Consider the following 26114-nt stretch of genomic DNA (forward strand, 5'->3'; position numbering starts at 1 on the left):
CCAATATGAACATACGGGGAAGAAGAAGGGAAACCGCTGAATTAAGTGTGGAGTCACTCAATGATATCATGTTTTTCCTTTTGTTATTTTTTTTAATTGTATCTACACTTGCGAATCCGAACGTTATAAAGTTGTTACTTCCTTCTTCTAAGCAAAGCGAGCAAACCACAACGAAACCCATCGCAATTTCGGTAACTATCGATAAAAGGTATTATATCGAACAAAAGGAAGTACCTTACAATCAATTGGAATCGAGTTTGCGTAAGTACATGAAATCTGTACCCGACCTTACTTGTGTGATCAGAATGGATCAAGGATTATCTGTTCAAGATCTCGTTGCCGTACTACAAATTGGGGTAAACTTAAAAGTAAAAATGGTTCTGGCAACCGAAAATCCAGATTAAGAATTTTACTTGCAAATTTCGTTTGTTCAATAAACGAAAGCACTTTTCATTTAAAGCTTTTGTGCGTTGAATTTGAGCATTTTCAATTTAACAATTCAAAAGACATTATTGCAATAGCAATCATTTTTCCAGAATATTTAAAGCATCCTTCTATATTTATGCTAGAATACAATATATGAAGGTAAAACTCACCTTAATGGACGCGATACTTATCGTATCGGGCTCCATGATCGGTTCAGGAATTTTCAAAGTAAGTCCCGATATAGCCCGAACAGTCGGTGGACCCGGATGGCTTTTATTAATATGGGCACTTGCCGGAGTCATCACTATACTTGGAGCATTGAGTCTTGGTGAATTGGCGGGTATGTTTCCAAAAGCCGGAGGGCCTTATGTTTTTTTGAAAGAAGCATTTAATCCCTTAACGGGATTTTTATATGGCTGGACTATTTTTTTGGTTGTTCAATGTGGAACCATTGCCGCTGTTGCTGTTGCATTTGCCAGTTATTTTGGAGAGCTCGTGCCGATTTTTCATGAAGGGCATATTTTGTTCAGCATTGGGAGCTGGTCGATTAAATCCACACAACTGTTAGGCATCGCTGTCATTGGATTATTGACCTATCTCAATAGCCTTGGACTCAACTATGGGAAACTTATCCTTCGGGTCTTCACTTTTGCCAAATTATTTTCTTTATTCGGACTTATTGTCCTGGGCATCTTCGTTTTTGGAAACTGGGAGATCTGGCAAGCCAATCTCGATCAATTCTGGAATTTAAGCCCAAGTTATACGCTGGATCAAACCGGACAATATATTACCAAAGAACTTTCGGGAACTGTTTTAATGTCGGCCATTGGTGTTGCATTAGTTGGTTCCTTATTCTCCTGTGATGCTTGGAACAATGTTACATTCATCGCCGGTGAAATGGAAAACCCTGAAAAGAACATCCCCAAGAGTTTGTTTTTTGGTGTCCTCATTGTAGTAACATTGTATATACTTGCAAACGTTGCGTATCTCTTCTTAATTCCTTTTTACGGGAGTCCTGAAGGCACGGACACATTAACCCGGGGTATTCAGTTTGCAAATGATAACAGAATTGGAAGCGCTGCAGCATTTATGATGTTTGGACAAGTAGCCACGATCATCATGGCTCTTTTAATTATGATCTCTACATTTGGCTGCAACAACGGAATCATTTTTGCAAGTGCACGTGTATATCAGGCAATGGCACAGGACGGATTGTTTTTCAAAAATATGAAAGACAACAATTCCAATGGAGTGCCGGGAAATGCACTTTGGATCCAATTTATTTGGGCATCCCTATTATGTCTTTCCGGTAAATACGGAGATTTATTGGATTACGTGATGTTTGCTGTTATGTTTTTCGCGATCATCACGATTGCAGGATTATTTGTGTTGCGGAAGAAAAGACCCGATGTACACAGGCCTTATAAAGCTTTCGGATATCCTATTGTACCGGCTCTGTATATTCTGCTTGCAAGTTTATTTTGTATCAATCTTTTGATTCAAAAGCCATTGTATTCTTTTCCAGGATTATTGATCGTTGCATTGGGAATACCGGTCTATTTCATGTGGAAGAAGAAAATGAATGCAGCCTAAAGCTGAGCGTTTTAAAAAGCGAAGGAAGAGTGCAGGCTTGTGGGAAGATGTCTGTTAGTCTAGTTAGTCTAATAGTCTGTTAGTCTGTTAGTTTGTTAGTTTGTTAGTTTGTTAGTTTGAGAGACTGAATGTCTTGATCAACCAATAAACTGTAAACTTCTTAATTTAGGCTTATTGGAAAAAGTCTGATAGTCTGAAAGTCTGATAGTCTGATAGTCTGTGAGGAGGATTTTATACTTGGAGGCTACAACAGTTGCTAACATATGTTAGTTTATAGAAATATAATTTTTTGAGAGCTAAGCGTAATCTTCATCCCGATTTTTTTAAATTTCTTGTAATCAATAGCGTATTTCAAAGCGGGATCCGTTCGAGTGATAGGAAAACTCCGTTTTCCAAACGGAAGATGAATTGAAATAGACTTTTTAAAGATCATTAATTACCCAATATCAAACTCCCTTAGCTTCTTATTTGTCTGAAGCAGAATTTTTAGAATGGAGTATAGGTGTAAAGGCTAAAGGGAAAAGGCCAAAGGGGGGATTCTTTTTCCTTTTTGTCTGAAGCAGAATTTTCAGAATGGAGTATAGGTTTAAAGGCTAAAGGCTAAAAGGTCGAAGTGATGGGGAATTCTTTCTTCCTTTTTGTCTGAAGCAGAATTTTCAGAATGGAATATAGGTGTAAATTAAAGTATGTGAATCGCCTTTAGCCTTTAAGCTTTAGCCTTATTCCTCTTAAACAACTGCAAACTGTCCACTGAAAACTTCTTATTTGTCTGAAGCAGAATTTTCAGAATTAGAGAATTTTTAGAATGGCATGAGTGCGAATGGAAGTGTGTGAATCGCCTTTAGCCTTTAAGCTTTAGACTTATTCCTCTTAAACAACTGCAAACTGTCAACTAAAAACTAATCCCCGATAAGACCTTTGCAAACAATAACAGCACTTATGTCGGGACTGAGAATTTCTTTAAAGTTTCTGTACCTTACTATGTTTGATTCCATAAAAGAAATAAATGGAAATACCTAGTATCATCCAGACGATCAATCGCAGCCAGGTATCCATAGGCAAACCCAACATTTGAGCAAAACAAATAAGTGCTCCTAAAATGGGGACTAATGGAACTAAAGGTGTTTTAAATGGCCTAGGTAGATCGGGTTTAGATTTTCTCAAGACGATGATACCTATACATACAATCACGAATGCAAATAAAGTACCTATGGATACCAACTCACCTAATATATTAATTGGCAACACCCCTGCAAAAAAAGCAGCAACGACACCGGTAAGGATGGTAGTCACATGAGGCGTTTTGTATTTATGGTGCACTTTTGCAAAAACAGGCGGGAGCAACCCATCTTGTGCCATGGAAAAGAAAATTCGCGGTTGCCCCATCAGCATTACTAAAATTACGGAACTCAATCCAGCGATAGCCCCAAGTTTGACAGGGAAGCGCAACCATTCGAGGCCGCTTCCGGCCTTGTCTATGGCCAAAGCTATAGGAGCCGGAACATTCAGATCTTTATAGTTAACGATACCGGTCATGACCAAAGCAACGAGAATATATAAAATGGTACAGACCACCAGAGATCCGAGGATGCCAACAGGCATATCTTTTTGAGGATTTTTTGCTTCTTGTGCTAGGGTTGATACCGCATCAAAACCGATGTAGGCAAAGAAAATAACACCTGCTGCAGTCACAATTCCAAACCATCCATAGTGCCCTCGCCCATCCACATCTATAATACGTTCAGGTATAAATGGAACCCAGTTTTCGGATGATATATAACTAAATCCAAACACTATAAATAAAATGATAACAGCAAGTTTGATCAAAACGATCACATTATTGAAATTGGCGGATTCTTTAATTCCTATAACCAATAATATTGTAAGTAAGCCGATGATAAATACAGCTGGTAGATTAAAGATAGCCGTAACACTTTCCAGACTTGCCGGATCGATGGCTGCAGCGGCTAATTTATCAGACACATTTGAGCTGAGGGCTGCCCAACCTTCATTGGGAATATTAACCAGTTTGGTTCCGGAAGAAGCAATTAACTCCGGAGGAAGGTATACCCCAAAATCTTTCAAGATACTTACAAAGTACCCGGACCAGCCAACAGCGACTGTACTTGCACCAAATAAATATTCAAGTATTAAATCCCAACCAATAATCCAGGCAACAAATTCACCCAGTGTTGAATAAGAGTAGGCATATGCGCTTCCGGAGATCGGGATCATTGCTGCGTACTCTGCATAACACAGACCAGCAAAAGCACAACCAATTCCAGACAGAATAAACGCAAGCACCAAAGCCGGACCGGCATGCTCAGCAGCTGCTGTACCTGTTAATACAAATATACCCGTACCAATGATGGCACCAATTCCCAGGGAAACCAGATTCGTTGCAGTTAAGGTTCGGTTGAGTCCTTTGGTGGAATCCGCTGCTTCTGCATGGAGATGGCCAATGGGTTTTACTTTAAAGAGGTTTTTCATTTGTTGTTGAATAAGCGGCTAATATAAGCGAAATTCCATTTAGAATTTATTTGCAATTTATTTTGGACAAGGGCTTATGGAAATCAACAACTTACAATTCAAATTCGCGTTATATCAGACTAAAAAATCTGCTCTTATCGTTTTATCTGAAGTTTCCATTATTTTGCATGCGATGAAAAAATTGTTGAGTATTCTTTTATCTGGCTATTCTTGCTTGATATTCTGTCAATCAGAAAACAAAGCATTGGTTGAAAATTATCAAAAACTGGCTCCCGATGAAGCAGTACGTGCAATCCTCATCGATAAGCAAAATTACAAATGGCTTGGCACAGATCGTGGACTTTATCGCATGATCTCTATGGACCATGATGCGGAACTCATGAGCTCAGATTCAGTAGCTGCGATCACTGAGGACAAAAAAGAAATGGTATGGTATGGTAACAGATCTCAACAACTCATCACAGAAGACAAAATGCTTACCATAGATTTGGCCATTAAAGGTGCGCTCATCCAATGTATGGCTTATTATAAAGGAGATATTTGGGTAGGTACCGATAAAGGACTCTTTAGAGTATCAGATGATCAAAGCCGGATACTTAATCATTATACTTCTAAAAATTCAAAGTTGAACAAGGAGGGCATTAACTCCCTTTATGTAGATCCAAAGCAACGATTATGGATTGGGACTGAAGGTGGCATTGTAAAAATAGAAGACAAAGATTGGGATATCTATGAAAAAAATTCAAAGTTCAACGGAGCTATATCTTCAACAGAAGGTACATGGTTGTTGGCAGAAGACCGCATGTGGCTGGTCTACGAAGAAGATGGCCGTGAGCGATGGCAGGATGCAGCCGTAAAAAGAGGTTTGAGCAAAGGGCCCGTACGCGCCCTGGCTTCAGATAGTAAAGGTCGCATTTATGTAGCATCCGAATTGCTCGTGCAATTTGATCCGTACACCGATAATACCCTATTACTCGATGAAGATTATGGTTTTGTATCATCGCAAACACTTTCTCTGGCTTGTGATAAAAATGATGATTTATGGGTAGGGACTGCCGATCGGGGTCTTTTTCGAATAGATATATTGGATGGTGAAGAAGAAGCATTCAAAGTTATTGCATATAGCAAAGGAGACATCAAATGTAATGGGGATAAAACTGCTTCTGTGATCGTAATTGCTAAAGGTGGTAAAACCCCTTATAGTTATGAATGGTCTGACGGCGTCAAAAAATTAACCAAACGGGATAGTCTTGGTGCGGGTACTTTCCAAATAACAGTCACCGATGCCGAAGCTGAAGAATATGTGGCTACTGTAAAAATCAAAGAACCGGAACCCATTGAAGTCATCGTGACTTCTAAATCGCCTGTATCAGCAGTAAACAGGAAAGATGGGAAAGCTACGATTGAGATCCGAGGTGGAACCGGAACGCATCGCATCTTATGGTCGAACGGGAGATCCGGACTCAACAATACCAATCTTGCAGCCGGCAAACAAGGTGTGCGTATCATGGACCAAAACAACTGCGTTCATAATTACGATCTGCTCATCGATCAACCTAAAGTCATTGCTGACCTGGATCGAAAAAAAATTACAGTTGGACAAACTTTACAAATCAACCAATTATTCTTTGATGCTGACTCTGCTGTTATTAACGATCGTTCGTTTGCTGTATTGAATGAAATTTATGACTTCTTGATTAATAACCGGGATGTCGTCATTGAAATTGGTGGGCACACGAATTCCATCCCACCGCATGAATATTGTGACCGATTAAGCACTACGCGCGCAAAAAATGTTGCTGATTTTTTGATCGAAAAGGGAATCGTTTCGTCACAGGTTCAATATAAAGGCTATGGCAAACGCGTCCCAATAGCCAGTAATGATACTGCTGCGGGTCGTTTAAAGAATCAAAGAGTAGAATTGAAGATTATTTCTATGAATTGACCTCTGATGGATTCCTAACAGTTGTTAGCTCTTCTAAAGATTTGACGGCAACAAGACCTAATTCCAAGCCCTTTTCCTGCATCAACTTCAGAGCGGCCTGTCTTTCATTCGGAATTGTACCTTCCAAAATGGCTTCTCGAATACATGTTTTGATGATACCAACCTCCTTACCGGGTTTGATTTGAAAGAGTTCCATAATATCTGCACCATCAACAGGTGGTTGCCAATTGCGGATGCGATCTTTTGCTTCCAGTTCATATAACTTTTCTCTAACGATACTATAGTTATTCAAATAGCGATTTACTTTAGTAATATTTTTTGAAGTTATATCAGCTTCGCACAACATCAACAAATCTTCTAAATCTTCACCAGCATCAAACAAAAGCCGTCTTAAAGCCGAATCAGAGATTTCTTCTTTGGTCAAAGCAATGGGTCTCAGATGCAAGCGCACCATTTTCTGCACATATTTGAGTTTATGATCCAAAGGCAATCGCATTGATTTAAATATACGCGGCACCATAGCAGCACCTAATGCATCGTGTCCATGAAAAGTCCAACCAATTCCCTTTTCAAACTTTTTAGTTTGAGGTTTGGCGATGTCATGTAAAAGAGCAGACCATCGCAACATCAAATTATCTGATTTGGCCGCCAAATTATCAACAACTTCCAGCGTATGGTAAAAATTATCTTTATGACCTTTACCTTCCAGGTATTCAACACCAGCAAGTAAAATTAATTCCGGGAGAATATTTTCTAACAAACCCGTTTTATAAAGTAAATCGAGTCCGATGGAAGGCTTATGACATAATAATATTTTATCCAATTCTGTAGTAATGCGTTCCTTCGAAACGATTTTAATGCGATCGCAGCAGCTTTTAATACCCTCCAGCGTTTCAGGATCTATGACATATTGTAATTGTGTTGCAAATCGAATGGCTCTCATCATTCGGAGCGGATCATCTGAAAATGTAGTATCCGGATTGCCAGGTGTTTTGATGCGTTTCTTCTTGATATCACCCAATCCATCGAATGGATCTATCAGTTCTCCGTAATTGGAAGCATTTAAACTTATTGAAATCGCGTTGATTGTAAAATCTCTTCTCAGCTGATCATCTTCGAGGGTTCCCGAAAAAATGACTGGTTTACGCGAATCGTGTTTATAAGATTCTTTTCGTGCCCCAACAAATTCAATATGTAAATCTTTATGTTGAAGAGCTGCTGTGCCAAACCGACTATAGAAATTCACATTGGGCCGGGGTTTAAATTCATCAGCAACGAGTTCGGCCAGTTTAATCGCATCACCAATACAAACGATATCAATATCATTTGATGCTCTACCAATAATTTTATCTCGAATGTATCCACCTATTGCATACACTTCTAAGTTTTCTCTTTGGGCAACAGAAGAAATTATAGAAAGAATTTTTTTCTCTGAAGCACTCAGATCAAATAACAAAGACTGCTCCATCATTAAACTTCCATTAGAACTTCGTCAGCATAACAAAGTTGTATTTTATCAAGTATCGAAATAATTTCCTGTAATTCGCAAGTACTCACCAATTGTGTCCGAAAATCTTTAATTCCGGGATATCCTTTGAAATAATTAGTGTAATGGCGTTTCATTTCCACGATACCCACTTTTTCTCCCTTCCATTTTATAGCATGAAATAAATGTTGCTTAACAGCCACAATCCGTTCTTCAAGTGATGGCGGATCCAATAAATTGCCTGTTTGTAAGAAATGCTTGATTTCTCTAAAGATCCAGGGATAGCCAATACTTGCCCTGCCAATCATGATCCCATCCACGCCGTATTTGTTTTTATAAGCCAATGCTTTTTGCGGGCTATCGATATCTCCATTACCAAAAATCGGAATGTGTATTCTTGGATTTTCCTTGACTTTTGCAATCCAGGTCCAATCTGCATCTCCTTTATACATTTGTGATCGCGTGCGTGCATGAATGGTGAGTGCTTGAATGCCAACATCTTGTAATCGCTCTGCGACTTCTTCTATAAATATTGTTTTATCGTCCCAACCTAAACGTGTTTTTACAGTAACGGGGAGTTTTGTTGATTGAACAACAGCTTTTGTAAGTGCTACCATTTTGGGAACATCGCGGAGAATTCCCGCACCCGCCATTTTGCAGACAACTTTTTGAACCGGACAACCATAATTTATATCAATGATCTCCGGTTGAGCGCGCTCTACAATTTCTGTAGCTCGCATCATAGAGTCGTATTCTGCTCCAAAAATCTGAACTCCTACCGGCCTTTCTTCAGGATAAATATCCAATTTTTGGACGGATTTGGCTGCATCCCGGATAAGACCTTCCACTGAAATAAATTCAGTGAACATAAGGTCGCAAGCATGTTGTTTGCACAACATGCGAAATGGCGGATCACTGACATCCTCCATAGGTGCCAGAATTATTGGAAACTCCGGCAATTCAAGCGTTCCTATTTTTAAACCAGGCTTCATGCGCGGCAAAGTTAATAAATGCCAGCATAAACACCGCCCTTGCTTAGAAACTCTGACTTACTTCATTGTAAATCTATGTTTTATAAATTCACTGCTCAATTCATCGAATTGGGCTTTAATTCATCAATTTTATCATTACTTTTCGCATTCTAATTGAAATCATGATTACATTAATTACTTCGTTCTTTATCCTTGGATATTTGAGTATCATTTTTGAACATCAAATCAAAATTGATAAAGCAGTATCTGCTCTGATTACCGGGGTAGCTTGTTGGGTAGTCATTGCATTGAATCAAAATAGTGTTGAAGCTTCAGATCATTTGGTTTTAGAATTATCTCACGTATTAGGTGAGATTGCAGCAATTCTGTTTTTTCTGATTGGCGCAATGACCATTGTTGAATTAATCGATTTACATCAGGGATTCCATGTGGTGAGTAGCTGGATCAAAAGCAAGAAAAAATTCACTTTACTGATCCTCATTTCTGTGATCGCATTTTTCTTTTCGGCAGTATTGGACAATCTCACCACCACGATCGTCATGATCTCGCTGATCAGAAAAATCATTCACCATAATGAAGACCGTTTGTGGTTTGCAAGTTTTGTAGTAATTGCTGCAAATGCCGGCGGTGCCTGGTCTCCTATTGGCGATGTTACTACCACGATGTTATGGATCGCACATAAAGTATCATCCTTACATTTGGTGCAGGAATTGTTTATTCCTTCCGTATTATGCATTGCCATTCCTCTTTTGATCGCATCCAGAAATACCCGTTTTTGGGGCTATTATAAAGATGAGGCAGAAATACCGGAAGCCTTTCATCCATCATCTTCCTTTTATTTATGGACCGGAATAACTTTACTCATTTTTGTGCCTATCTTTAAAACCTTGACTCACCTTCCGCCTTTTATGGGAATGATGGGTGCAATGGCTATTTTCTGGTTGATTTCGGAAATTAATCACCCCTATAAATTTCCGGAAACCAGAGATAGTCCCAAACCAACCGTAAGAAATGCACTCTCGCGAATTGAGATTCCAAGTATTTTATTTTTCTTTGGAATTCTATTTGCAATATCAGCATTGCAACAAGTGGGTCAACTCAAAAACCTTGGCGTTTTTTTAGATCAACATATTAGCGATCCTGCAATTATCGCATTTGTTCTGGGCTTATTATCTGCTGTAATTGATAACGTCCCTCTCGTTGCGGGAGCCATGGGAATGTACTCTTATTCTTTGGATCACTCGTTTTGGCATGAAGTAGCTTATGCAGCGGGAACCGGTGGTAGTGTCCTCATTATAGGATCTGCAGCCGGTGTTGCGGCTATGGGACTTGAAAAAATAACTTATCCCTGGTATTTTAAAAGAATCAGTTTTTTAGCTTTATTGGGCTATGTAGCGGGATGGGTTTACATTTATTATTTTTCCTGAAATATTAAAAGATGTCATTCAATATCACTAAATCAATATTCACTATACTCCTAACAATTGTTTTCTCAATACAAACAATTGTTAGTTTGTGTCAGGAAGCGTTTACAGCAAAGCACATCAATGGCCTGGAATGGAGGCATATTGGACCCTTCAGAGGTGGCAGATCTTGCGCTATCATTGGAGTATCCTCAAGGCCTGAAACCTTTTTGATGGGAACAACAGGAGGAGGTATTTGGAAAACAAAAGATACCGGTTTACATTGGGAAAATATTTCCGATGGATTTTTCGGAGGCAGTATCGGAGCCATTGAAGTTGCATCATCAGATCCCAATATCATTTGGGTGGGCGAAGGCGAACAAACCATCCGAGGCAATGTGAGCCCAGGAAAAGGTATCTGGAAATCTGATGATGGTGGAAAAAACTGGGTCAAAATGGGATTAGATCAAACACGGCACATCGTTCGCATCAAATGCCATCCTAAAAATCCCGATATCGTATTGGTTGCTGCACTAGGCAATGTTTTTAAATCACATCCAGACCGCGGCATTTTCAAAACCACAGACGGTGGTAAATCCTGGAAAAAGGTTTTGTTTGTAAATGACAGTACCGGAGCTGCTGAATTGTGTTTTGATCCGGTGAATCCAAGAATTGTTTTTGCGACTACATGGAATATGAGAAGGTCAGCCCATCAAATGAGCAGTGGCGGGCCCGGTTCCGGACTTTGGCTTAGCACAGATGGCGGAGATCATTGGAAAAATATTTCTTCACATGAAGGCTTGCCAACGGGTATCTGGGGAATTAGTACTGTTGCTGTTGCTCCATCGAATAACGATGTTATTTATGCCATGATTGAAAATGAAAATGGAGGACTGTTTCGGTCGAATGATGCAGGCAAAACCTGGAAACTCGTAAACTCTGAAAGAAAAATTAGACAAAGGGCATGGTATTTTTCAAGAATTTGCATCCATCCTAAAAATCCAGATGAAGTTTATGCACTCAATGTCTCTTTGCACAAATCAACAGATGGTGGTAAAACCTTTAACACAGTCAATACGCAACATGCAGATCATCACGACATGTGGTTTAATCCCGAACAGCCCAATTATATAGCGGTTGCTAATGATGGCGGTGGACAAATCAGCGATGACAATGGCAAACACTGGTCACCACAAAACAATCAACCGACAGCTCAGTTTTATAGAGTTACGACAGACAATCATCACCCTTTCCGCATTTATGTCGCTCAACAAGACAACAGTACTATTCGCATTCATCACCGCACAGAAGGATATTCAATTGGTGCAAACGATTGGGAACCTACTGCCGGAGGAGAATCCGGGCACATCGCTATTGATCCAATGAATCCGGAAATCGTTTATGGTGGAAGTTATGGTGGCTATTTAAACAGATATGATCACCAACGAAATATTAGTCGAAGCATCAATGTGTGGCCCGACAATCCTCTTGGTCATGGGGCGGAAAAATTAAAATATCGCTTTCAATGGAATTTTCCACTTTTTTTTAGTCCGCATAAGCCTACTCGATTGTATGCGGCTTCCAATCATTTGCATGTGAGCGAAGATGAAGGCAACAGTTGGCGAACAATTAGTCCCGATCTCACGCGGAATGACAGCAGTAAAATGAAAGCTTCCGGTGGACCCATTACCAAAGACAACACCAGTGTTGAATATTATTGTACCATATTTGCCGCTGCGGAGTCACCAAGAATCAAAGATTTATTATGGATAGGCACAGATGATGGATTGGTCCATGTAAGTATGAATGGAGGCAATAGTTGGACAAATGTTACTCCAATTGAATTACCTGCCTGGACGATGATCAATTCCATAGAACCTGACCCACATCAGGATGGAGGCTGTTATCTCGCAGCAACCGGATATAAAAATGGTGATTTCCTTCCTTACCTTTTCAAAACCAAGGATTATGGAAAGACCTGGAAAAAAATTACTACTGGAATTTCATCAGAGCATTTCACTCGCGTTTTGAGAGCTGATCCTGTGAGGTCAGGCTTATTATACAGCGGAACAGAATATGGAATTTATGTATCCTTGAATGATGGCGTCAATTGGCAATCGTTACAACTCAATCTTCCCATTGTACCGATTACAGATTTGACGGTTAAAGAAGACTTTCTAATTGCAGCCACCCAAGGTAGAAGCCTTTGGCTCATTGATGATCTGGGCCCTTTGCGTCAATATCAAGCTAACTCCAAAAATAAAAAGCATATTTTGTTTCAACCAAAATCGGTGCTACGAACTGATGGCGGCTCCACTGATTCTAAATTTTCAGGAACCAATCATCCTGCAGGAGCAATTTTATATTTTTATATAGACAGTATTCAGGCGAAAGACAGCTTTTCTTTTTTCTGCATAGATTCGAACAAGGATACGATTGGTAGATGGTCCAATAGTTTTTCAGATGAATTTACAGAAAAAATCAAACTGAAATCCGGATGCAATAAACTCGAATTTTCTTTGAGAAAAAAACCAGCTAAAAGTTTTGATGGAATGGTGCTTTGGTGGGCAGGATTGCAGGCAGCTAAACCACGACTTGGGAATTATAAAATGTATATACAGGGACCCGGCCTATTTGATAGTACTGAAATTCGGGTCATTCGAAATAAGAAATATCCTACAAGTGATGAAGATGTTGAGCAGCAGTATCAATTTATAGATGCGATTCGAAAAAGTATCGATAAGGCGCACAAAGCGATTATTGAAATGCGAGATATTAAAAAGCAACTCAATGATTTTTGCAATGCATTAGACAAAAATTCTAAAACAGATAGTTTGTTTATTTTAAAAGAAGCTATTGATAGTACTTTAAATAAAATTGAAAACGAATTGTACCAAACCAAGAGCAAAAGCAATCAAGATCCAATCAATTTCCCGATCAAACTCACGAATAAACTTGCACACCTCATAGCCCTTTATGAACATGGTAATTATCCACCGACAACGCAAGCGGAAGTTTATAGAAGTGAAACCGATGAATTGATTCAAGAGCAGCTGAAGCTGTATGAGGATATTAAAAATGGATCTTTGAGATACTTTAATCAAAAGATACGGGAGGCTGAACTTGACTTTATCAAGCCGAAAAATGTAAAATAAGAATAGGCCATCACAAAAACTGATAATTGAAAAAAGAAAAGCGCCACAAGGATTTTATACCCTCTCCTGAATATCCAGGTGGTTCAAAAGCCATGGCTATTTTTATATCCCAGAATTTAAAATATCCCAAAACCGCTTTCGATACCAAAATAGAAGGCACGGTAGTGATCAAAGGAGAAATTAATTTTGAAGGCAAAATTATTCAAACAAAAGTGATATCTTCTTTACATCCTGATTGTGATGCTGAAGCGCAAAGAGTAGTTTCTTTATTAAAGTTTAATATTGATAAAATACGAAATGTAAAGGTGAGTTATTTCAAAACTTTTCATATTCATTTTAAGTTACCTACTCCCCCCTCTGTCCAGATGAATATAAATTATACAGTTACTCAAAATCCGGATGTTAAAATTTCTCAAACCCCATCAGAACCCACATATCACTATACAGTGGTCATACCCAAAAAATCATGAGAAATTTTTGCCACAAAGGCACGAAGACACAAAGGACCACGAAGGATCATGGATTATAGAGCAAAGAGTATGGAGGCCTTATTCAATAAATAAGTGATTATTATTTCGGGAGGAGTAAAGAGTAAAGATTATACCCTTCGCTGAGCGACAACAAAATAAAAACACCTACTCTTTATCATTTGTTAGGAAAACGGAGTTTTCCTAACACTCTAGCAGATCCCGCTTTGAAATACTCTATTGATTACAAGAAATTTAATAAAAGCGGGATGAAGACTACCAGCTATAATGTAGCCTGAAGGCGTATCGAGATAAAGGATAAAGCAAATTTTATTGCGGTAGTATAAGAGCTTTGAATTTTGAGCTCCAGGCTTTAAGCTTTGGGCTTTAGGCTCTAAGCTTTGAGCTTCTTCTGGTAATACCACACAGGAATAAAATACACAATAAAAAAAATAAGCATCACCAATTGACCGGTGATCAAATACCAGGGCCAGGGTCCTAAATAATCCAATAATGTTGCGGAATCTGGTTTGCGCATGGTAAAAAAATAATTACCACCAGTGATCCAGTTGATGAGTAATGAGAAAAATAAATACACATTGGTCCCAATGATGGCGTTTCCAATATCCTTAGCCTCTACCCGCCATTTGAGAATAATTAATCCATATAAAATCAAGCTAATGAGACCACAATGAACCCACCAATATCTGAAGTAAACAAAATGTGGAAAGGGTTCTTTCAAATCTGGAGTAATGACGGCCTGCAATGTTCCTACTAACACCCAAAAATAAAGAATGCCAAAAAACCATTTCATCTGGAAATACAATGCAATAGGAAAAATAATAGCAAGAATGTTACATAAATGAAAAGGAAGGTCTTCCTTAATGTCAAATTTTTCTAATACGAATCGAAGGATCATCCATAAGATCACTGCAAAGGCAAGGCTCATTGAAAACCAAAATGCCGAGCGATGTTTGCGGATAAGATCTTTATTCTTCGCCCACTGAATCCAGTAATAAGTGCATACCATCCAAATAATTAGCGGTAGCCAATGCTCCAAGGTAAACCGCTCAAAGCCGCTAACTTGCCCTATAAACTGATCCCAGTCTGCATCCACGCTGCAATGTAAGTTAATCTTGGGAATCCTTCAAAAGGTCAGGTCTTTTAAGTTGGGTGCGCTGCAATGACTGTTCAAAATTCCAATCATCTATTTTGGCTTGATGACCGCTGAGTAAAATGTCCGGAACGTCATATCCTCTGAAATTTGCTGGTCGCGTGTATACAGGGGGTGCTAAAAGATTATCCTGAAAGGAATCTGTAAGTGCTGATGTTTCATCATTCAATACGCCGGGAATAATTCTTCCGATGGCATCAACCAAAACACAAGCAGCGAGTTCACCACCTGATAATACATAATCACCAACGGAAATCTCCATGGTCACCCAATGATCTCTGAATCGCTGATCCACACCTTTATAATGCCCACAGATGATGAGTAAATTTTCTTTTAGACTGAGCTGATTGGCTAAAGCTTGATTGAAGGTTTCTCCATCAGGCGTTAGATAAATTACTTCGTCATAAACTCGCGATTTTTTGAGCGACTCAACACAGTTGACCAGAGGCTCCAACATCAGGACCATTCCAGCAGCTCCGCCATACGAATAGTCATCTAACTGTTTATAAGAACCTATACCGAACGATCGTAAGTCTATGCATTCAATCGTCAACAAACCCCTTTCCTGAGCGCGCTGTATGATAGAGTGCCCTAAGGGACTTTTCATGAGTTCCGGGACAACGCTCACAATGGTAAAATGCATAGACCCAGATTTTATAGTCCGGTAAATGAATTATTCTTCTATTCCCAGAAGTTCTACTTCGAAGATCAAAGCAGCGTATGGTTTAATATCTGCTCCTGCACCTCTCTCCCCATAAGCCAGGTGATAAGGTAAATACAATTTCCACTTGGAACCTACTGGCATTAACTGTAAAGCTTCGGTCCAACCTTTAATCACTCCATTTAATGGAAATGAAATCGGTTCTCCTCTATCAACACTGCTATCGAATACCTTACCGTTGATCAAAGTTCCGTGGTAATGTGTTTTCACTTTGGAAGTGGCTGTCGGTTTTGCTCCATCTCCCATTTTAAGAATTTCATATTGAAGTCCACTTGGTAAACTTATGACACCTTCTCTTTTAGAATTATTTTTCAGAAACATCTCCCCTTCTTCTTTAGCTGCATTCCCTGCTTTGGCTGTTAATTCACCCATCGCTTTCGAATAAATTTGGGTTGCCTGGTCTTTAGTCAATTTGGTGGTTTTCCCACTCATAACAGCGTCAAATGCTTCTGCAAGGTCTGCTGCATTAATTTTATCCAAACCTTGTTGTTTCAGACTGCTGCCAAACAATACGCCAATGCTGTAACTCAATGTATCCATCTTCATTTCTTTTTGCTGTGCGTTCATCGTGTTAAAACACAAAGCGGTTAATGTAATAATTGCGAAAATATTTTTCATTCTTTGTTTATTTAGTACTTATTTATTTTTCATTTCAGTATAATACTTCAGGAAATATGGAATGGTTTCAATTCCCTTATAATAATTTGTCAGCCCATAATGCTCGTTAGGCGAATGTATATTATCGGAATCCAAACCAAAGCCCATCAATACCGTTTTTAAACCCAATACTTTTTCAAAAAGAGCAACGATAGGTATACTACCGCCACCACGAGTCGGTATTGGTTTTTTTCCAAAAGTCGTCTCAATTGCTTTTGCTGCCGCCTTATAGGCCTTACTGTCTGTCGGTGTCACTACAGGTTCACCACCATGTAATTCCGTAACTTTAACTTTTACTCCCGGAGGTGCAATGCGTTCGAAATGTTTGGTAAATTGTTTGGCTATTTTTTTAGAATTCTGGTTTGGCACAATACGCATACTGATCTTTGCATAAGCTTTTGAAGGCAATACGGTTTTTGCTCCTTCGCCAGTATATCCTCCCCAAATACCATTTAATTCGAGTGTAGGCCTAACACCTGTTCGTTCGAGGGTGGTATAGCCCGTTTCTCCCCATACATCATCGATGTCGAGATCTTTTTTGTATTCTTCTTCGTTAAAAGGTGCTTTGTTCAAATCTTTTCTTTCTGACTCCGTAAGATCAATAACATCTCTGTAAAAACCTCTGACTTTAATCTTGTTATTTTTATCGTGCAGCGATGCAATCATTTTTGCCAGAATGGTAATAGGGTTTGGAACTGCGCCACCATATACTCCTGAATGCAGGTCTCTGTTGGGACCCGTCACTTCAACTTCCATATAAGCAAGTCCTCTAAGTCCTGTTTCGAGAGATGGGGTATCCATAGAAATCATGGAAGTATCGCTCACCAAAACGATATCTGCTTTTAATTTTTCTTTATTGGCCTTTAAGAATTTTCCAAGATTGGCAGAACCAACTTCTTCTTCCCCTTCGATCATGAATTTTAAATTACAGGGCAAAGAATTTGTTTTAACCATACATTCCAAGGCTTTGATGTGCATAAACACCTGACCCTTATCGTCACAAGCTCCTCTGGCATAAATTTTTCCGTCTTTAACGACCGGATCAAAGGGTCCGCTGGTCCATAGATCCAGTGGATCGGGTGGTTGCACATCATAGTGACCATAAGTCAAAACCGTTGGCAGTTTGGGATCCAATATGAGCTCCCCATAAACGACGGGATGTCCTTTGGTCTTGCAAATTTCTGCAAGCGTGCAACCGGCGTCCAGCAAAGCTTGCTTTACCGCTTCAGCGCAGCGGAATGTGTCTGCATTATGTGTAGAATCAGCGCTTACAGAAGGGATTCTCAACAATTCGAGTAATTCATCGAGAAACCTTTGTTTATTGGAATCGAGGTATTGTGTTGCATTCATTTTGATAAGGTTTTTGTGCATTAAATGTTAAGTAACGAAAATATGATAGGCTTATTTTAAAATGGGATCAACTTGCATGTTAAAAAACATAAAACTTAACATGTCGGCGCTTTCATCCAGTCTTTTACCCGTTGGTTTGCCAGCTCCATGCCCAGCACTCACGTCAATGCGGATCAAACAAGGATTTGCCCCGGTCTGGGCCTTTTGCAAAGCAGCTCCGAACTTAAATGAATGAGCGGGAACGACCCGGTCGTCGTGATCGGCCGTAATCACCATTGTAGCAGGATAAGAAGCTGGTTTTAAATTGTGTAATGGGGAATATTTGATGAGATAATCAAAACCCGCTTTCGTTTCGGAAGTACCATAATCAGTAGCCCATGCCCAGCCGATTGTAAATTTATGATAACGCAGCATATCGAGAACACCGACACCCGGGAATGCAACTTTGCAAAGATCCGGCCGCTGGGTCATACAGGCACCTACGAGCAATCCGCCATTAGACCTTCCTTCAATGGCCAAATAATCCTTTTGAGTATAGTTGTTATTTACAAGGTGATCTGCAGCAGCTATAAAATCATCAAAGACGTTTTGTTTCTGTTCTTTTGTGCCGGACTCATGCCATTTTTGACCGAACTCACCACCACCCCGAATGTTGGCAACTGCAAAAATGCCTTTGTTCTCCAGAAGTATCAAACGTGAAACAGCAAAATTGGGCAAAACGGAAATATCGAAGCCTCCATATCCATATAAAATAGTTGGATTGTGATTTTGGCTCGTTTTTTCATCTAACAATCCTTTTTTATAGGTAAGGAACATTGGCACCGGAGTACTGTCTTTACTTTTATACCAAACTTGTTCTGTCGTGTATAAATCCGGATCGTATCCATTTATTTTGGGCGCAAAAAATAATTCGGATTTAAAATTTTCCAAATCTAAACGATACACTGTGTTTGGCCTTACAAATGAAGTGAAGGAATAAAATGTTTCGTTGTCATTTTGATCTCCGCTAAAACTACCTACAGTACCCAATTCAGGAAGTTTTAATTCATGTAAAACATCTCCTGTAGTCGAAAATATTTTAACCAGATGATATGCATCGTGAATAAATGTGACGATCAGTTTGCCGCCAATTAATTTTACAGCTTCGATGCGATCCTGCCCTTCCGTTATGATATCCTTCCAGGTTTTGACATCTGCCTGATTCACATTGAAACTGCATATCCTCCAATTTGGACTGCCCGCATTGGTGTGTACAAAAATTTCATCACCAATATTGCCGATAATGTTGTAGTCACTTTCAAAGGTCTGAACAATCGATTTGAATTCCGGTTTAGAAGCTTTGAGATCCATGACGGCAAAGGCATTGCCACTGGTGGATTCGACCGTAGATAAAATTAAAAAACGCTCATCATCAGTCAAACTAACACTGGCATTGCGTTGGGGATATTTTTTATCGACATAAATCAATTTGTCTTCAGATTGGGGCGTACCCAATTTGTGAAAATACACGGAATGAAATTCATTTTTGGCTGAATACAAATTTCCTCCTTCTGGAGAAGGATAGCGGCTGTAATAAAATCCATCTCCCCGCCACTCTGCATTGCTGAATTTGACCCAGCGTATGGTGTCTTTCAAATGTTCATTGCTTTCGAGATCTAATACGAGGATATTGTTCCAATCAGAACCCCCTTCAGACACCTGAAAGGCCATGTATCTTCCATCCTTTGAAAAAGAATAGGAACTCAGCGAACTGGTACCATCTTTTGAAAATGCGTTGGGATCGATGATCAGCTTTGGTTCTTTACCCAAACTATCTGTACCATAGAGCACATCCTGATTTTGAAGGCCGTTATTTTTAAAAAAATAATAGTGCCCTGACTTTTTGATCGGAGTGCTCCAACGCTCGTAATTAAACAATACTTCAAGTCGTTGGCGCAAAGCCTTACGGAAAGGTATTTTATCGAGATAGGAAAAGCTTAATTCATTTTGGCGCTTGACCCATTCTCCGGTTTCTGCTGAACGGTCATCTTCGAGCCATCTAAAGGGATCGGGAACGCTATTGCCGAAATAATTATCAATTACAGTATCCATCCGGGTATCTGGATAAGTGTTGATTTTAGTATCAAATGCCGCTTTATCTGGTTGGGTGTTCATATTCTTACATGCCCAAAGCATAATGAGTAGTGTAAAAAATAAAAAGTATCGAATTATATTCATGCGAGTTGGGTTTCTTCAATTCAGGCGCCAAAATTACTGAATAGCCCTCGAATTATGTAGTTTTGGGGCTAATTCAGTATATTTTTTACAGAATGGAGAAATTAATGTTATAAAAGGCTTGAATGGTATGAAACCTAAATATATGCTTCCTTTAAGCAGTTTAGATAGAAAGTCATGAATAAGAGAACCCAAGATTTTATACACATCTGCAGCAAGTATTTAATGCTTTTCGGCTTTAGCTTAATGCCCCAGTTTGGGATTGCACAAGACACCATAAGCCGCCTTGAAGAACGGATCAAAGATCAGCTACAGCAAATGGATGTTCTGATTAACTCAGACCAAAGGAATTTGGATTCCCTGAAATTTTTGATGACTGCCTCGAAAAATCGCGACCTCAAAGTAAAGCACAATATTCAGAACGATCATTATGTTGACCATCTCCGCAATCGAAATTATCTAAGAGAATTGCTTGGTGAAATCAGACAATTAAGATACCGCACGGAAAAAACAGCTTTGCAAGATCTTAGGCGTATTTCTGATCATTTAAAGGTGTTAGAAAAAAACAAACTACCTGATTTCGAACAACAAAAAATTATTACAGCTAAAGATTACGTAGCTACGAAAACAGAAGTCTATGTGCAGCCTATTCATCATTTTTGTCAGTTAACGAAAAGTAAGGATGGAAAATCTTTGGCCAATGAATTTGAAACTTTGTTTGAATTTACGGAACCCAAACTGGATGCCTATTATAAAGATTCCGAGTTCCTGGAATGCAAAGCCCGTTTTATCAAATCGGAAAAGGATTATTTTCTCGAACTCAAATTTATTTTCAATAGTCCGCAGGCTGAAAAAATGATTGGCAGTATTGATGCAGCTTCACCCAGCAGGATTGATTTTATAAATGGTTCATTTATTTATTTGCAAGCCTTGGCAGTTACAGATGCACAATCGATAACTGCAACAGGGCAAACTGCCTATCAGGTAAAATATAAACTTGACAAGGAAGACCTACATAGATTGTCTGAAGAAGAACTGGATACACTCACTTTCGTTTGGACCAGTGGTGCAGATAAATACGAAATCGTAGACCTGGATGTCCTTCAAAATATGTTTGCATGTCTGAAAACAAAGAACTGAGCAAACTTGGACTTCACTTGCCAACCGATCCTCGGTGGGTAGATCTTGCCTCAATGTCGTTGGAGGACATCTTGACTGACCATGCCTATTGCGAACAAAAAGCAGCAAGCGCATGTATTTCTTTAATTCAACTGTATCCTGACAAACTGGAATTGGTCGAACAAGTAGCACCTGTCGTTACTGAAGAATGGGGGCATTTTCGACTCGTAATCCAGGAACTGCGCAAGAGAAATTTAAAACTTGGGTTTCAGCGCAAAGATGAATATGTACATGCTTTATTGTCATTTCAAATTAAAGGTGGTTCGCGTGAAACCCGGCTTATCGAACTCCTTTTAAGTTGTGCATTAATTGAAGCCCGGAGTTGCGAACGATTCCGTTTATTATCGCTCCATCTCAAAGACGAAGGGCTTCAGGATTTTTATCACCATTTTATGGTCTCCGAAGCAGGCCATTACAAAATGTTTTTACAACTTGCGGAATTATATGCCGGCAAAACAAAAGTTCGCGAAAGATGGCAGGAGTATCTCGACAAGGAAGCGGAAATCATGCGGACATTGGAATTGCGTGGAGATAGGATGCATTGAGTAAAAATAAAATACATAATCTCAATATAGTTGTAATAAGAATTCATTTTAACAAGCTACTGAAGCAGCCCATTCGTTTCCCCAACGTTATTATTTTAAGATCCTTTAATTGGATTTAATAAAAATAACCAAACCCTGCCACTCCAAATGAATGGCTATTAGATATATTTATTAATCATATTATACGCAGGCCTTGAAAAAATCACTCTTTTGTTATTGTTTAAGCCCGATACTAAATCTTTATTTTATCTGGCCTGTCTTTTGTCAAAATGAATTATGGATTCATAAATATCCAATTACCACGCAAAAGCCTTTATTGACAAAAATAGATCACCAAACATTTGCTTTGTCAGGTAGTGCTTGCAAACAGGGAATCGGATGTATCAATTTTACGGATTTATACAATCAAGAAGGTAAAAAACTGGTTCAGTTTGATTGGGATAATTATACATATGACATTAAACAAGTTGTCCTGCAGACTATGCTTTATGATAGTCTCCTTTTCATCCTTTTTGCGAATGGAAAGCTCATATCTATAAACAAGTTAACAAATACAGTCGACAGCAGTTATTACAATGTTCTTGGCAGTTTACGAGAGCCAAATGCACGTATCGATAAAGCATTTGCGGTGAACGAAGTCATTTACACATATGGAGAGCTTTTGAAAACTAAATGCAATTTCCACATCCAATACCATACCCGACATAGAGCAGTAATCTATGATCAACCTTGCGAAGCATATCCTCTTAATTCCATTATTGCCCGGTTATTAGATGGTAGTATTTTGGCAACCAGGACAGAAAATCAAAATACGATCCTAGAAAAATTCGAAAATTCTGGTCAGAATAAAATATTTTCAATATCAATCGATAGCTTAGAATTGCCACAATATAGACTATTGGCATACGAAACAAAATCTAGTGACTTGTTGATATGTTATGATATTGAGTCGGATTCGATGTTTTATACCAAAATTCTTAGGATCAATGCGATTGGCTATCTTTTGTGGAGCAAATACATCTTTCCTGGCAAACCTAATTGGCCATATGGCATCTCCTATAAAAGCTACAATTGCGCAATTGAAAACCCCAATGAAGAAATTATCCTTGGAGGCACTGAAGGAGAATTTGTGTTAGGGCATAGAGGTCGGTATTTGCTAAGTAAATTTTCTAAAACCGGAACATTCATTTGGGATAAATATTCGGATGTCGGAACTGAAGGTGATGAAGTCAATTCACTGGCATTTGATAAATATCAAAACTTAATTCTAGCAGGGACAGCTGACATTTCAGATTCTGAACTAATAAATAAAATATTTATTTCTAAATTTTCCACACGCAATTTCACAGATCCCAATGATAAATACGAAAACATAGTAGTTTATCCTTTGCCTGTGAATCAAAAAATAAATGTTTGGATTCAGGATCATCACAAAGCACCGTTCTATTTAGAAATTATTGATTTAACTGGCGCTACAATAAAAAATGAAACAAAGCATACCACCCAGTTTGAGCTTACTCTTCCATCAACTTTAGCTAAACCTTTATTTCTAAAAATAATGGATTCTAAAGGAATTATATTATTTCTAAAACCGCTACTTTAAGAAAAACTTATACTCCCCTACTTCACCTGCTCTAATTTCTGCGTCTGAACATCCTGACTAAGCTCGATCAATTTGCTCATGATGGCAACACAGGATTCGACTACTGGAGCAAAGGATTGTCTTTGTTCTTCTTCCGGTTTGGTGATGAGTTGTCCGTATTGTTCGGGTGTAAAGGCAAGGGGGAATTATAAACAATAAGATCGTCAATTCACAATCAATCTCTTTAGATAAAGTTTATGTTCTGAATAGATTTTAACAATATAAATTCCCTTTTCCAAACCAGATATATCGAAATCCATTGTTTGATAAACAACTTTCAATCTTCCGTTTGAATCATATATTTCAATTTTCACCGGAAGGGGTTCAATTAAATTTTTAATCTGAACCAATCCATGAGCAGGATTGGGAAACAAATATATATCTGAATTCTGAGTTGCTTTATCATCAATTTTTGTAATATGGGTCAGCCTAAAATTGTCAATTTGATTCCAGCTTCGGTGGCCTACTTTGTTTTTGATCGTTATATACTTCGAATTCTGCGTTGCCTTGAATATTTTATGCACTTCTACCCATGTCATACGCTGAGGAAATGCGGTATCTATAAATATGCCAAATAATGTGTCTGATAAAGATTCCCCAATATAAACTTCGGCAATTGTATCGTGATTCGTAGTGTTACCGAATAAATAAAAACGGAGGGCATACATTTCACCCGGCTCCAGCTCTTTGTCCAATTCAAGGGCCACAGCATCCGATGTGAGGCCGGTATAACTCTCACCAGCCAATCCTATACAAAACTTATTGCTTTGAGGATCCACGAAGCAATCAAACGTATGGATATCAATTTGACCGGGATCCATCCTGCCTGTATTGTTTTTTCCAAATGCATACACATAAGCCATACGTTTATTGAAATCTTTATCCGACAAATTAAATACGCATGATTGAGCATTTACATTTTCAAAATCCCCGTTTCGAAATTGTTGGGCTTGTATAGAATTTAGCAAAAATAGATAAGGACATGAAGACAGAATAAGAGCCACCTTGTTCATTTTATCTTGATTAGTTTACCAGCGTAAATCAACACATTCAATTCATTCCTCAATTCCACAATATAGCTTGCTTCGGGCAGCTCTTTAATATTTATAATATTGTTTTGGATTGATAAGTCCTTTTGCAAAAGCAACTGTCCTTTCAAATCATAAAGATTTAATTTGAAAAGGCCCTCTTCCTCAATTTTAACTTTGATCCAATCAACTGCTGGATTTGGCATTAGAATCATCGACTTTTTTAATTCATTTCCTTGTTGTGTTTTTGTCAATGCATCAAGATCCCATAGAGCTGTAATGAAACGTTCCGTTTGCTCATACTCACCAACTTTTAAATGTGCTTGTCGATATCTGGTTCCTGTTAAAATTTTATTGGGTTCAATTTCATACATACTCATATAACCTCCAGTATTAAAACTGTCTTTCGTTATGATTTCCGAATGCAGTATAATATTTCCATTCCCATCGGATTTATAAAATGCAAATCCCGTTTTGGTCTTTTCTTCAGTTTCATCGCAAGATAACAAAACACCAGGTTCATTTTTAAGTTTCAAAATACCATTACAAATTCCATAACCTTTATTAATTCTTGTTGGCAATATAATTTCTTCCTTTAAATTACCCTCAAAGTCAAAAATAAAAATGTGTTGCAATGGATATTCATTTTTAGTATATTCCCTTCCTATTACGCCAATGATTCCATCACCCACTTTGTTCAAATAATACTCCCTAATGTTTGACATTTGGTTAGTGACATCAAATGAAGCCAGTTCATTTAATTTTTCGTCGAGCAGAAATATTTTAAACTCCATACTATCCCCTGTTATATATGGATTGTTTTTAAAGGTGTGAAGCAACCTTACAATAGTGTCAAAACTATGATTATTTAAAATCGGAATTTCAGTGTAAGGTATTACATTTTTATACGCACCAACCATGGTATGTACGTTTTCCAAATTCTTGTATTTGCCAATAGAATCCAATCTTGTTTTTGCCATATCAAATGCAGGGATACTAACCTTCTCCCTCATCGTATAAACAAAGTAATCACCATTATTATCTTTATGCAAGTAAGAGTGTTGATATAAATGGACTTTAAAAGCAGGAAATATTGAATCTTCAATAGGAGAATGGTATTTATATATTTCCTTTCCCGTATCCAGATCATATTTGCGTATGCTGAGTTTGCCATTATCCCAGATGGGGTATAACCACCAAACTGTGTCATAATTGTACCGGAAATTCAACAATTCCAGTTGATTTTCTTCATTGATAAAATATCGGTTGGTGTATTCCCGTTTAGGAGAGTGTCTTAAATCATAGGCATTGCTCCACAATGATTTTCCAGTTTTTAAGTCCAGTTTTTCTATGAAATTTCCGGATATATCTTCAATTTCATTTAAGTAAACCAAATATAATGCACCTTCATGAATCAGTATTTTTCGCTCAGCGAGACAACAATACCAATCCATTCCAGTCCTTCCCTTGTACCCAATGGCAGAAGAGTCAATGGCAGCATGGGCCCATATCGGTTGTTTATTTGAAAAAATATCAGCTAATGGATCTCTTTGACCAAAAAGGCTGGTGAATGAAAGTAAATGGACTATAAAACTTACATATTTAACTTTGGAATCGTACATAATAATTCGTTTATAATTAAAACTA

19 protein-coding genes are annotated in these 26114 nt (G+C 38.4%); 9 read left to right on the forward strand and 10 right to left on the reverse strand.

Annotated features, from left to right (window positions below; genetic code table 11):
* Positions 1-5 precede the first annotated feature (5 nt).
* Both IPM92_07775 and IPM92_07780 read left to right on the forward strand, forming a co-directional pair.
* Positions 6-404, forward strand: a complete 399-nt coding sequence (locus IPM92_07775) for a biopolymer transporter ExbD (GenBank protein ID MBK9108265.1) — start codon at positions 6-8, stop codon at positions 402-404.
* 175 nt (positions 405-579) lie between these two features.
* Entirely contained in the window at positions 580-2019 is a 1440-nt protein-coding gene (locus IPM92_07780; GenBank protein ID MBK9108266.1) for an amino acid permease, read from the forward strand.
* A 960-nt stretch (positions 2020-2979) separates the two neighbouring features.
* Here the strand turns inward: IPM92_07780 and IPM92_07785 are convergent.
* Positions 2980-4509: an amino acid permease gene (locus IPM92_07785; protein MBK9108267.1), complete on the reverse strand. Its 1530-nt coding sequence runs from the start codon at positions 4507-4509 to the stop codon at positions 2980-2982.
* Between the two features lie 172 nt (positions 4510-4681).
* On the opposite strand from IPM92_07785, the gene IPM92_07790 reads away from it, so the two are divergent.
* Positions 4682-6454 carry an OmpA family protein gene (locus IPM92_07790; protein MBK9108268.1) on the forward strand — a complete coding sequence of 591 codons (1773 nt, stop codon included), beginning with the start codon at positions 4682-4684 and terminating at the stop codon, positions 6452-6454.
* On the opposite strand, the gene IPM92_07795 is transcribed toward IPM92_07790, so the two are convergent.
* Both IPM92_07795 and dusB read right to left on the reverse strand, forming a co-directional pair.
* A complete protein-coding gene (locus IPM92_07795; protein MBK9108269.1) occupies positions 6444-7922 on the reverse strand; it encodes an HD domain-containing protein in 1479 nt (492 codons plus the stop codon). The two genes, IPM92_07790 and IPM92_07795, sit on opposite strands and share 11 nt — an antisense overlap.
* Positions 7923-7924: 2 nt before the next feature.
* Positions 7925-8932, reverse strand: coding sequence for a tRNA dihydrouridine synthase DusB (gene dusB / locus IPM92_07800; protein ID MBK9108270.1), 1008 nt, complete (start codon positions 8930-8932; stop codon positions 7925-7927).
* 161 nt (positions 8933-9093) lie between these two features.
* On the opposite strand from dusB, the gene nhaD reads away from it, so the two are divergent.
* The 3 genes from nhaD to IPM92_07815 are packed head-to-tail and all read left to right on the forward strand — an operon-like array spanning position 9094 to position 13960.
* Complete coding sequence (gene nhaD, locus IPM92_07805; GenBank protein MBK9108271.1) at positions 9094-10359, forward strand: sodium:proton antiporter NhaD; 1266 nt, start codon at positions 9094-9096, stop codon at positions 10357-10359.
* Between the two features lie 11 nt (positions 10360-10370).
* Positions 10371-13490, forward strand: a complete 3120-nt coding sequence (locus IPM92_07810; protein MBK9108272.1) for a glycosyl hydrolase — start codon at positions 10371-10373, stop codon at positions 13488-13490.
* A 26-nt stretch (positions 13491-13516) separates the two neighbouring features.
* On the forward strand, positions 13517-13960 hold the full coding sequence (locus IPM92_07815; GenBank protein ID MBK9108273.1) for a TonB family protein: 444 nt from the start codon (positions 13517-13519) through the stop codon (positions 13958-13960).
* 391 nt (positions 13961-14351) lie between these two features.
* On the opposite strand, the gene IPM92_07820 is transcribed toward IPM92_07815, so the two are convergent.
* The 5 genes from IPM92_07820 to IPM92_07840 form a co-directional block, all read right to left on the reverse strand.
* Positions 14352-15074 (reverse strand): TIGR02206 family membrane protein, encoded by a 723-nt coding sequence (locus IPM92_07820; protein ID MBK9108274.1) that lies wholly within the window; start codon positions 15072-15074, stop codon positions 14352-14354.
* A gap of 13 nt (positions 15075-15087) precedes the next feature.
* Positions 15088-15774, reverse strand: a complete 687-nt coding sequence (gene trmD, locus IPM92_07825; protein MBK9108275.1) for a tRNA (guanosine(37)-N1)-methyltransferase TrmD — start codon at positions 15772-15774, stop codon at positions 15088-15090.
* A gap of 30 nt (positions 15775-15804) precedes the next feature.
* Complete coding sequence (locus IPM92_07830; protein MBK9108276.1) at positions 15805-16392, reverse strand: FKBP-type peptidyl-prolyl cis-trans isomerase; 588 nt, start codon at positions 16390-16392, stop codon at positions 15805-15807.
* Positions 16393-16488: 96 nt separating this feature from the next.
* Complete coding sequence (locus IPM92_07835; protein MBK9108277.1) at positions 16489-17859, reverse strand: dipeptidase; 1371 nt, start codon at positions 17857-17859, stop codon at positions 16489-16491.
* A 51-nt stretch (positions 17860-17910) separates the two neighbouring features.
* A complete protein-coding gene (locus IPM92_07840) occupies positions 17911-20076 on the reverse strand; it encodes a S9 family peptidase (protein ID MBK9108278.1) in 2166 nt (721 codons plus the stop codon).
* A gap of 174 nt (positions 20077-20250) precedes the next feature.
* Here IPM92_07840 and IPM92_07845 point away from each other — a divergent pair, with 174 nt between their 5' ends.
* The 3 genes from IPM92_07845 to IPM92_07855 all read left to right on the forward strand — a co-directional run bounded on the left by IPM92_07845 (position 20251) and on the right by IPM92_07855 (position 23400).
* Entirely contained in the window at positions 20251-21213 is a 963-nt protein-coding gene (locus IPM92_07845; GenBank protein MBK9108279.1) for a hypothetical protein, read from the forward strand.
* The gene (locus IPM92_07850; protein ID MBK9108280.1) at positions 21192-21797 is read left to right on the forward strand and encodes a tRNA-(ms[2]io[6]A)-hydroxylase; all 606 of its coding nucleotides are present in this window, start codon (positions 21192-21194) and stop codon (positions 21795-21797) included. Before IPM92_07845 ends, IPM92_07850 begins: the two co-directional genes overlap by 22 nt.
* A 193-nt stretch (positions 21798-21990) precedes the next feature.
* Positions 21991-23400 (forward strand): hypothetical protein, encoded by a 1410-nt coding sequence (locus IPM92_07855; GenBank protein MBK9108281.1) that lies wholly within the window; start codon positions 21991-21993, stop codon positions 23398-23400.
* 203 nt (positions 23401-23603) lie between these two features.
* On the opposite strand, the gene IPM92_07860 is transcribed toward IPM92_07855, so the two are convergent.
* Both IPM92_07860 and IPM92_07865 read right to left on the reverse strand, forming a co-directional pair.
* The gene (locus IPM92_07860) at positions 23604-24452 is read right to left on the reverse strand and encodes a T9SS type A sorting domain-containing protein (protein MBK9108282.1); all 849 of its coding nucleotides are present in this window, start codon (positions 24450-24452) and stop codon (positions 23604-23606) included.
* Positions 24449-26089, reverse strand: coding sequence for a T9SS type A sorting domain-containing protein (locus IPM92_07865; GenBank protein ID MBK9108283.1), 1641 nt, complete (start codon positions 26087-26089; stop codon positions 24449-24451). The genes IPM92_07860 and IPM92_07865 overlap by 4 nt, the downstream gene beginning before the upstream one ends.
* Positions 26090-26114: the final 25 nt, after the last annotated feature.

It is taken from the genome of Saprospiraceae bacterium, from assembly GCA_016719615.1.
In the GTDB taxonomy this organism is placed as follows: Bacteria; Bacteroidota; Bacteroidia; order Chitinophagales; family Saprospiraceae; genus Vicinibacter.

Coding starts and splice junctions, on each gene's coding strand:
- IPM92_07775 (MBK9108265.1), top strand. CDS start 6: ATGAACATACGGGGAAGAAGAAGGGAAACCGCTGAATTAAGTGTGGAG.
- IPM92_07780 (MBK9108266.1), top strand. CDS start 580: ATGAAGGTAAAACTCACCTTAATGGACGCGATACTTATCGTATCGGGC.
- IPM92_07785 (MBK9108267.1), bottom strand. CDS start 4,509: ATGAAAAACCTCTTTAAAGTAAAACCCATTGGCCATCTCCATGCAGAA.
- IPM92_07790 (MBK9108268.1), top strand. CDS start 4,682: ATGAAAAAATTGTTGAGTATTCTTTTATCTGGCTATTCTTGCTTGATA.
- IPM92_07795 (MBK9108269.1), bottom strand. CDS start 7,922: ATGGAGCAGTCTTTGTTATTTGATCTGAGTGCTTCAGAGAAAAAAATT.
- dusB (MBK9108270.1), bottom strand. CDS start 8,932: ATGAAGCCTGGTTTAAAAATAGGAACGCTTGAATTGCCGGAGTTTCCA.
- nhaD (MBK9108271.1), top strand. CDS start 9,094: ATGATTACATTAATTACTTCGTTCTTTATCCTTGGATATTTGAGTATC.
- IPM92_07810 (MBK9108272.1), top strand. CDS start 10,371: ATGTCATTCAATATCACTAAATCAATATTCACTATACTCCTAACAATT.
- trmD (MBK9108275.1), bottom strand. CDS start 15,774: ATGCATTTTACCATTGTGAGCGTTGTCCCGGAACTCATGAAAAGTCCC.
- IPM92_07830 (MBK9108276.1), bottom strand. CDS start 16,392: ATGGATACATTGAGTTACAGCATTGGCGTATTGTTTGGCAGCAGTCTG.
- IPM92_07835 (MBK9108277.1), bottom strand. CDS start 17,859: ATGAATGCAACACAATACCTCGATTCCAATAAACAAAGGTTTCTCGAT.
- IPM92_07840 (MBK9108278.1), bottom strand. CDS start 20,076: ATGAATATAATTCGATACTTTTTATTTTTTACACTACTCATTATGCTT.
- IPM92_07845 (MBK9108279.1), top strand. CDS start 20,251: ATGAATAAGAGAACCCAAGATTTTATACACATCTGCAGCAAGTATTTA.
- IPM92_07850 (MBK9108280.1), top strand. CDS start 21,192: ATGTCTGAAAACAAAGAACTGAGCAAACTTGGACTTCACTTGCCAACC.
- IPM92_07860 (MBK9108282.1), bottom strand. CDS start 24,452: ATGAACAAGGTGGCTCTTATTCTGTCTTCATGTCCTTATCTATTTTTG.
- IPM92_07865 (MBK9108283.1), bottom strand. CDS start 26,089: ATGTACGATTCCAAAGTTAAATATGTAAGTTTTATAGTCCATTTACTT.